This window comes from Streptosporangium sp. NPDC006013 (assembly GCF_040614275.1).
In the GTDB taxonomy this organism is placed as follows: Bacteria; Actinomycetota; Actinomycetes; order Streptosporangiales; family Streptosporangiaceae; genus Streptosporangium.
Window position 1 is genome coordinate 1 of the sequence record NZ_JBEXUE010000421.1, and the last position, 8635, is coordinate 8635.

Annotated in this window: 9 protein-coding genes; 7 read left to right on the forward strand and 2 right to left on the reverse strand. The window is 73.4% G+C overall.

The features are described from left to right. The first annotated feature begins 30 nt into the window (after window positions 1-30). From ABZ260_RS39980 to ABZ260_RS40010, 7 genes are all read left to right on the forward strand, one after another. Complete coding sequence (locus ABZ260_RS39980) at window positions 31-219, forward strand: hypothetical protein (protein WP_355628004.1); 189 nt, start codon at window positions 31-33, stop codon at window positions 217-219. A gap of 89 nt (window positions 220-308) precedes the next feature. Next, complete coding sequence (locus ABZ260_RS39985; RefSeq protein ID WP_355628006.1) at window positions 309-1742, forward strand: aldehyde dehydrogenase; 1434 nt, start codon at window positions 309-311, stop codon at window positions 1740-1742. Between the two features lie 50 nt (window positions 1743-1792). Beyond that, entirely contained in the window at window positions 1793-2209 is a 417-nt protein-coding gene (locus tag ABZ260_RS39990; protein ID WP_355628009.1) for a RidA family protein, read from the forward strand. Next, window positions 2206-3774 carry an amidohydrolase gene (locus ABZ260_RS39995; protein WP_355628012.1) on the forward strand — a complete coding sequence of 523 codons (1569 nt, stop codon included), beginning with the start codon at window positions 2206-2208 and terminating at the stop codon, window positions 3772-3774. Before ABZ260_RS39990 ends, ABZ260_RS39995 begins: the two co-directional genes overlap by 4 nt. A gap of 21 nt (window positions 3775-3795) precedes the next feature. After that, window positions 3796-4317: a hypothetical protein gene (locus ABZ260_RS40000; RefSeq protein ID WP_355628015.1), complete on the forward strand. Its 522-nt coding sequence runs from the start codon at window positions 3796-3798 to the stop codon at window positions 4315-4317. After that, window positions 4314-5780 carry an AMP-binding protein gene (locus ABZ260_RS40005; RefSeq protein ID WP_355628017.1) on the forward strand — a complete coding sequence of 489 codons (1467 nt, stop codon included), beginning with the start codon at window positions 4314-4316 and terminating at the stop codon, window positions 5778-5780. The genes ABZ260_RS40000 and ABZ260_RS40005 overlap by 4 nt, the downstream gene beginning before the upstream one ends. Continuing rightward, window positions 5777-6796: an amidohydrolase family protein gene (locus ABZ260_RS40010; RefSeq protein WP_355628020.1), complete on the forward strand. Its 1020-nt coding sequence runs from the start codon at window positions 5777-5779 to the stop codon at window positions 6794-6796. The genes ABZ260_RS40005 and ABZ260_RS40010 overlap by 4 nt, the downstream gene beginning before the upstream one ends. On the opposite strand, the gene ABZ260_RS40015 is transcribed toward ABZ260_RS40010, so the two are convergent. Both ABZ260_RS40015 and ABZ260_RS40020 read right to left on the reverse strand, forming a co-directional pair. Then, a complete protein-coding gene (locus ABZ260_RS40015; protein ID WP_355628023.1) occupies window positions 6768-7610 on the reverse strand; it encodes an IclR family transcriptional regulator in 843 nt (280 codons plus the stop codon). The two genes, ABZ260_RS40010 and ABZ260_RS40015, sit on opposite strands and share 29 nt — an antisense overlap. A gap of 20 nt (window positions 7611-7630) precedes the next feature. Further along, the coding region (locus ABZ260_RS40020) for an MFS transporter (protein ID WP_355628026.1) at window positions 7631-8635 on the reverse strand (1005 nt) is incomplete at its 5' end.

Below are 8635 nucleotides of genomic sequence, written 5' to 3' on the forward strand. Positions count from 1 at the left end.
GCGTAGACCGCGGCACCACCGGCCTTCCACATGGCGCAAGAGCAGCCGCAGCGGTGGCAACGGCCGGCGAGGGCGACCAAGCGCCTGATCGCCGCGGCGGCCGGTGGCGGGTTCGCGGAGGCGGTCGACCGGGAGATCGCCGAACAGATCCGGGCAGTGCGCTCGCCCGAGTTCGGGCGGCGGTGGGCGGAGTGGTCGCGCGCGGTGCGTGGCCGCTGACCGTGTTTCCCGCCGAATGGAAAACGCCTGTTGAGCGTGCGCTGGTCGCACGCCGAGAGTTTACGACACAACGAGAAAGAGGAGGACCAGTGGTGGAATCGTTCGGGCACGTCATCGCGGGCGAGGAGGTCGCCTCAGCCGATGGGACGGCGTTCGAGTCCGTGGACCCGTGGACGCGGGAGCCGTGGGCCACGGTGGCGCTCGGCTCGGCCGGCGACGCGGGGCGCGCCGTACGCGCCGCGCGGTCGGCCTTCGACGAGGGCCCGTGGCCGCGGATGAGCTTCGCCGAGCGCGGCGCGATCCTGCACCGCCTCGCCGACCTGTTGGAGAAGCACATCGACGAGTTGGCGGCGGCCGACACCACGGACATGGGCAAGCCGATCACCCAGACCGCGGGCCACGACGTCCCCCGCGCGGCGCGGAACTTCCGGTTCTTCGCCGACCACGCCCAGATCACCCCCGCCGAGACGTTCCCGATGCCGACCGGGCACCACGCCTACACCCAGTACGACCCCGCGGGCGTCGTGGCCGCCATCGCGCCGTGGAACTTCCCGCTCATGATGGCGAGCTGGAAGGTCGCGCCCGCGCTGGCGTGGGGGAACACGGTCGTGCTCAAGCCCGCCGAGCAGTCGCCCGCCTCGGCCACCATCCTGGCCCGGCTGGCGATCGAGGCCGGCCTGCCGCCCGGCGTGCTCAACGTCGTCCACGGGTTCGGGCCGAACTCGGTGGGCCAGGCGCTGACCGAGTCGCCGCTGGTCGACCGGATCACCTTCACCGGCGAGTCGGCCACCGGCCGGCTGATCTCCAAGGCCGCGGCGGCCAACCTGACCCCGGTGAGCCTGGAGCTGGGCGGCAAGGGCGCCAACATCGTCTTCGCCGACGCGGACCTCGACCAGGCGGTCGGCTGGTCCATCCAGGCGGTGTTCAGCAACAGCGGGCAGGTCTGCCTGGCCGGCAGCCGACTGTACGTGCAGCGCGAGGTGTACGACGAGTTCCTGGCCAGGTTCACCGCCGCGGCCGACGCGCTCGTGTTCGGCGACCCAAAGGACCCGGCGACGCAGATCGGCCCGCTGTCCTCCCGTGAGCACTTCACGAAGGTGGCCGGTTACCTCGACATCGCGACGGCGGCCGGCGCGCGGCTGCACACGGGCGGCGTGGGCGAGGGCTGGGCCGTGCGGCCGACCGTGGTGGTCGGCGCGGGGCAGCGCGACCGGGTCACCCAGGAGGAGATCTTCGGGCCCGTCGTGGTCGTGCTCCCGTTCGACGACGAGGCGGACGCGGTGACGGCGGCCAACGACACGCCGTACGGCCTGAACGCCATGCTGTTCACCCAGGACCTCTCCCGCGCCCATCGTGTCGCACGCGCGCTGCGGGTCGGCACCGTCTGGGCGAACTGCTTCTTCGTCAGGGACCTCCGCGCGCCCTTCGGCGGCGCGAAGAACTCCGGCGTCGGCCGCGAGGGCGGAACGTACAGCCGGGAGTTCTTCACCGAACCCAAGGCCGTCATCATGGAGATCTCGTGACGGGGGCCGCCCCACCGCGATCCGCACGTCCGACTCGCAAGGAGCAGACAATGACCGATATCCGAGCCGTCAGCACCCGCAACGCACCCACCGTGGGCTTCTCCACGGGAACGGCCGCACCGCTTTCCCAGGCGATCGTGCACGGCGACACCATCTACTGTTCGGGCACCGGGCCGCTTGACCCGGAAACCCGCACCATCGTCTCCGACGACTTCGCCGAGCAGGTCAGGCAGACGCTCGCCAACCTGGTCGCGGTCGTCGAGGCGGCGGGCGGCAGCCGGGAGACCATCCTCAAGTGCACCTGCTTCGTGCGGGACGTGGCGAACTTCCCGGTGTTCAACGCCGTCTACCGCGAGTTCTTCGAGGGCGGCCCGCACTTTCCCGCGCGGACCACGGTCATCGCGACCCCGCACCGCACCGGCGTGCAGGTCGAGGTCGAGTGCGTCGCCGCCGTGATCCGGTCATGACCGACCTGGTCCTGCTCGGCGGCCGGGTGCACACGCTGGACGCGCGCGGCACGGTCGCCGAGGCGGTCGCGGTGACCGGTGGCCGGGTGTCCGCGGTCGGCCCGGACGCCGACGTCGGACGCCTGGCCGGCCCGTCCACCAGGGTGGTACGGCTCGCGGGCCGCGCCGTGATCCCCGGGCTGACCGACTCGCACTGCCACTTCGAGAATGCGGGCATGGACGGGCACACCGTGTCGTTCGCGGGCGTCCGCACGCTCGACGCCGCACTGGACCGGATCGCCACACTGGCCGCCACCCGCGAACCCGGCGCATGGGTGCAGGGGCAGCCGTGGAACCCGGCGCTCCAGCTCGCCGAGGGCCGCGGGCCCGACCGGCGCGAGCTGGACCGCGCGGCGGGCGGACGCCCGGTGTACCTGCCAGAGGGCCACGCCGCGACGGCCAGCACCGCCGCGCTGGAACGGGCCGGCATCGACCCGGACGGGCACGACGGCAGACTGGTCGAGGGCGCCATGCACACCGTCGCCCGGGTGGTACCGGACTGGACCCGCGAGGAGCGGGCCGCCCAGCTCACCGCCGCCATGCGAGTGCTCAACCGGCGCGGCATCACCTCGGTCGTGGCGGGTACGCTCCCGCCGGGAGACGTCGAGGCGGTGCGCAGGCTGGCCATGGACGGACGGTCCACGCTCCGCGTGGCCGCGATGGTCACGCCGACCGGCGAGCTCAACCCGTCGCTCCCGCTCGCGGACTGGGAGGCGGCGCTGGCCTCCGGCCCGCCCGCGCCCATTGGTCAGCACTACCTCACCCGGGGTATAAAGCTCCAGGTGGACGGCGGTATGACACTCGGCACGGCGGCCACGCGCGAGCCGTACCTCACCCGTCCCGGCTATCACGGCGAGCTGATCGCCGACCGGGACCGGCTGGCCGAGCTGGTCGGCGCGGCGCACCGCGCGGGCTGGGCGGTCGGCACGCACGTGGTGGGCGACGCCGCGATCGACGTCGCGCTCGATGTCTATGAGGCCACCCGGCACCGGGGCCTCCAGCCGGACGTGCTCATCCACGCCAGCCTGATCCAGCCTGACCAGATCGCCCGCGCCCGCGCGCTGGGCGTCCAGGTGGCCGCGCAGATCCCGTTCCTGTGGCGCAACCGGGCGGCCATCGCCGGCCACCTCGGCGACGCCCGCACCGAGGCCGCCGTGCCGCTGCGCGCCCTCGTGGACGGCCTCGGGCTCGACGGTGTCGCGGCCGGCACCGACTATCCGATCAACGCCCTCGACCCGTTCCAGAACATCTACGCCATGACGACCAGGCGCGATGCGGCCGGCGACGTCGTGGGGGGCGCGCAGGCGGTCACCCGGGCGGAGGCCCTGCGCCTCTACACCACGTCCGGCGCCGCGCACACCGGCGAGCAGGAGGTGAAGGGCCGACTCACCGCGGGCGCGCTCGCCGACCTGGCTGTGCTCAGCGCCGACCCGCTCACCGCGCCCGACGACCAACTCCGCGCGATCGAGGTCCTGATGACCGTCATCGGCGGCCAGATCGTGTACGACATCGGCCTGCTCGGCTGAGCAGCACACCAGGAGGTAACCATGCACCCCAGCCAGATGCCCATCGTCGAGCTGCGGAAGGCGGCCGGCGAACTGCAGGAGACCGGCAAACGGGTCAAGGTGCTGTGGCAGGAGAGCGAGTCGCTCGCCTTCCTCGCCCGTGGCCGCGAATACCGCAGCGAGTTCCACCTCAACCCGAGCGACGAGGTGATGTTCATGGTGCGGGGCTCCATGGACCTGCACTACCGCAAGCCGGAGGGCGGCTCGGACATCGCGGTGATCCCCGAGGGCGGGACCATTTTCACGCCGACCGGCATCGCCCACTCGCCCCGGTTCGCGCCGGACGCGTTCGTGCTGGTCATCGAACGGCTGCGGCGGCCGGGCGAGCTGGACCGCTTCCGCTGGTTCTGTCCCGCCTGCGATGAGTTCCTCCACGAGGAGGCCGTCCACGTGAGCGACTACCGCACCGACCCGGTGGCAGGCGCCTACCAGCGGTTCTACGGCGACGTCGCGGCGAGGACCTGTAAGTCCTGCGGCACGGTCATGCCGGACGAGCGGCTGTGACGGCGATCGGCGGGCTGGTGCTCGACGCGCTGCGCGCGCGTCCTGGCCACGTCGCGTTCCTGCACGGAAGCGCCGGGCTGACCTACCGCGAGGCGGAGCGGCTGGTGCTGGGCGTGGCAGACACGCTGGCCGGGGCCGGCCTGCGGCCGGGTGACACGGTGCTGCAGATCCGGCCCAACGACCCGCTGCAGTGGCTGGTGAACGCCGCCTGCTACGTGGCGGGCCACCGCTCGGCCGCGCTGTCGCCGGGGGCCCTGCGCGGCGCGGCACTGGCCGAGCGGCTGGACCTCGTCGCGCCGGACGCCGTACTCACCGAGCCGGGCGACCCGGATCTGGACGCGTGGTTGCGGGCCCATCCGGAGGTGCGCGTGCTGACCGATCGCGACCTGACCGCCGCAGGGGAGTCTGGCACCGCCGTACGTGCGGCCGCGCCCGCGAGCGCGGTGGTACGGCTGGCGTTCACCTCCGGCACCACCGGGCCGGTCAAGGGCGTCGAGCTGTCCGGCGGCGTGCTGGGCGCGGCGGCGACCGCGCTGCGCGACACTCTTCCGTGGCCGGAACGGCCGCGCGTGCTGTGCCCGGAGTCGGTGTCCGGCGGCTTCGGCAACATGGTGCTGCCGACGCTGATGCTGGGCGGGACGTTCGTCGTCCCGGAGCGTCCTGGCCCTGACGCGCTGCTGGAGGCCGCCGCCCGGCACCGCCCGACCGTGCTGATGGCGATGCCGCCCGCGCTGCGCGCCCTGCTGGCCCACCCCGGTGCCGCCGGGCACGACTGGTCGTCCCTGGCGTTGGTGGTCTACAGCGGGGCCTCGTTCACCGACGAGGAGATCGACCGTGCGCACGCGCTGTTCGGCGAGGTGCTGTGCGGGGTGTTCGGCCAGGTCGAGGTGCCCAAGACGATCGCGTGGACCCGGCCGGCCGACCACCTGGACCCGCGACTCCGCTCCTCGCTCGGCGTGCCGTTCCCCGGGACCGAGGTCCGTGTGTGCGGTCCCGGCGGCCGTGACCTACCGGCGGGGCAGGCGGGGGAGCTGTGGGTGCGTGGCCCGACCACCGCGCACGCCTACGCCTTCCCCGCGGGCACGTCGGTCGAGGACGGGTGGCTGCGCACCGGCGACGTCTGCCGGTGCGACGCCGACGGCTGCCTGCACTATGTGAACCGCGTCCAGGACGTGCTGCGGATCGGAGACGCCTACGTGTGTCCGAGCGACCTGGAAGCCGCCGTGTCGCGGCACACCGGGCATCCGGTGGCGGTCGTCCCGACCGGCCCCGCGAGCGTCGCCGTTCTCGTCGAGGGCGTCGCGCCGCTGGACACGCTGTCGAGGGAAACGGTGGAGAAGGCCGTGCGCGACGCGCTGCGCGACGCCCCCGTCACGATCGACGCCGTCGTCCCGGCCGAGCGGCTGCTCCGCGACGTCATGGGCCGGCTCGACCGCGCCCGGCTCGCCGAGGTGGCCGGATGAGCGACATCACGCCGGTGCCCGGTCCGGTGATCGACGTGCACACCCATGCGCTGCCGACGCCGTTGCTGACCTGGCTGTCCGGCCGCGGCCTCGCCGACCTGTCCGGCCTCGCCGGCGGCGTGGTCAGGATCGACCCGCTGGTGTCCGGGATACCGAAGGGCGCGCCGATCCCGTTGCCGCCCGCCCAGTACGACGTCGCCGAGCGGCTGGAGGACATGCGCCGCACGGGTGTCACCCGCCAGCTCGTGTCGGTGCCGCCGTTCGTGACGTGCGCCGACGTCGCCGACGAGCGGGACGTCCTCGCCGTGGTCCGCCGTGGCAACGACGCGCTCGCCGACCTCCTCGCCGGGCATCGCGGGGTGCTCGACCCGCTCGGGTACGTACCGCTCGGCACGCCGGCCGCGCCGGACGAGGCCCGTCGCTGCCTGGACGAGCTGGGGTGCACGGGCATCGCCATCGGCACCCGCGGCCTCGGCAGGGAACTGGACGATCCCGTGCACGAGCCGCTGTGGGAGTTCCTCGCGGAGCGCCGGGCGTTCGTCTTCCTGCACCCCAACAGCGTCCCCGGCGGCCCGCGGCTCGCTGACTACTGGCTGCCCCAGCTGGCGGGCTACCCGATGGAGACCGCGCTCGCCGTCTCGCGGCTCGTGCTCGGCGGTGTCCTGGAGCGGCACGACCTGCGGCTGTGCCTCGCGCACGGTGGCGGGTGCCTACCGTCCCTGCTCGGCAGGCTGGACCTCGGCTGGTCGCGCAAGCCGGTCGCCCGCACCACGCCGCGCCCGCCGAGCGACTATCTGCGCCGCCTCTACTACGACACCGCCACCTTCTCCACCCCGCTGCTGCGGCGGCTCGTCGAGGACTTCGGCGTGGACCACGTGCTCGTCGGCACGGACTACCCCTTCGAACTCGCCGACACCGACCCGCTCGGCACGGTCGCGGCGCTCAGGCTCGCGCCCGGGGACGCCGCGGCCGTCCGGGCGGGGACGGCTACCGCGCTGCTGACCGGATCGGCGTGACGGTGCCGGGCGGGCCGCCGACCTCCGGCCCGCCCGTGTAGCCCTTGGCCAGCTCGCGGGAGATCGACTTCGCCGCCAGCCGTAGCGCGGGCTCCACCGCTGCCAGCGACCGCGCGTGGGTGACGGTGTGCGAGACGACGGAGAGCGCGGCCACGACCCGGCCGTCGGGCCCGTGGATGGGGGCCGCCACGGAGGCCGTGCCCAGCGCCAGCTCCTCGGCGCACCGGGCGATGCCGGTCTCGCGGATTTCCTGCAGCGCCCGCATCAGCAGGCCGGGCATGACGATCGTGTGCGGCGTGTAGCGCTTCAGCCCGGCCGCGAGCACGGCCTGTCGCAGCTCGTGCGGCGCGTAGGCCAGCAGCACCTTGCCGACCCCCGTGACGTGCAGCGGTTGGCGCCCGCCGACGCGGCTGGCCACGCCGACCGAGCGGGGTCCCCACACGCGCTCGACGTAGAGGACCTCGTCGCCGTCGAGCACCGCCAGGTGGACGTTCTCCGCCGTGGCCTCGTAGAGGTCATGGATGAACGGCAGCGACACGTCCCGCAGCGTGCGCGGCTGCGGGCACAGCGAGCCCAGCTCCCACATGCGCAGCCCGATCCGGTAGGTCCCGTCGCGCCCCTTCTTCAACGCCCCCAACTCGACCAGTTCGGCTGCGATGCGGTGCACGGTCGAGACCGGTAGCCCGGTGGCGGCGGTCAGCTCGACGAGGCGGAGTGCGGGCCGCTCCGGAGAGAAGGCGTTGAGCAGGGCGAAGACCCGACTGGACACCGTCCGGCCAGGTTTGCGGGCATCTCGGGGCACGGTCATGGTCATGCTGACAATCGTGGGTCGAATCATCGCGGATCAGCCGTCCGGTTCATGGATACTACCTCATCGCTTCGAGATCGTCGCAGGTCACAGGCGAGTATGACGATCACGACCGCCGCGACGGCGGTCATCGCCACCGCGAGCGCGCGCGGGTCGGTGGGCATGGCGGGGTCGCCGGGGGCGAACGCGCCGACCAGCCCGACCGCGAGGATCGCGCCGACATAGCGGGCCGACTGGAACAGGCCGCCGACCACACCGGACATGCCGGCGGGCGCGCGCTCGTACATCAGCCTCTGCAGCCCGAGGTTGCACAGCCCGTACGGCACGCCGAGCACCACGCCGTCGACCACGATGGCCCACGCGGGCGTCGCCGTATCGAACGTGGTGATCGCGGCGACCCCGGCCAGCAGCAGCCCGCCGCCGGCCAGCAGGGTCCGCCCGACGCCGAGCCGGCGCATGACGGGACCGCCGAGCACGGTCGCCACGACGCTCGTGGCCGCGATCGGCATGATCAACAGCCCGGTGTGCGCCGCGTCGAATCCGAGCGCGGTCTGCAACCACGGCGGCAGCCCGTAGAACGCGCCGTAATAGGCCAGGTTGAACAGCACGAACGTGCCGAGCACCGGCACCAGCCCGGGTGCCGCGCCGAGCGCGCGGACGTCCACGAACGGCTCGGCGGCACGCCGTTCCCACCACAGGAACCCGGTCCCGGCGACGACCACGGCGGCCAAGCCGGGAACCGAGACCCCCGGGAGGGCGAGCATCAGATCCAGCAAGCCGACCACCGTCACCGCGAACAGGACGACCCCCACCGGATCGATCGCGCGAACCAGGCCCCCGCGTGCGGGCCGTCGTTCCTCGGGGCCGATCGCGCGCCACGCGAGCGTCAGCGCCCCCAGCATGACCGGCAGGTTGACCCAGAAGATGGCCTGCCACCCGGCCCAGGAGGTCAGCAGTCCGCCGAGCACCGGGCCGACCGCCCCCGCGGTCGTGTTGACCGTCGCGACGGCGGACAGCCGCGTCGCGTCGCC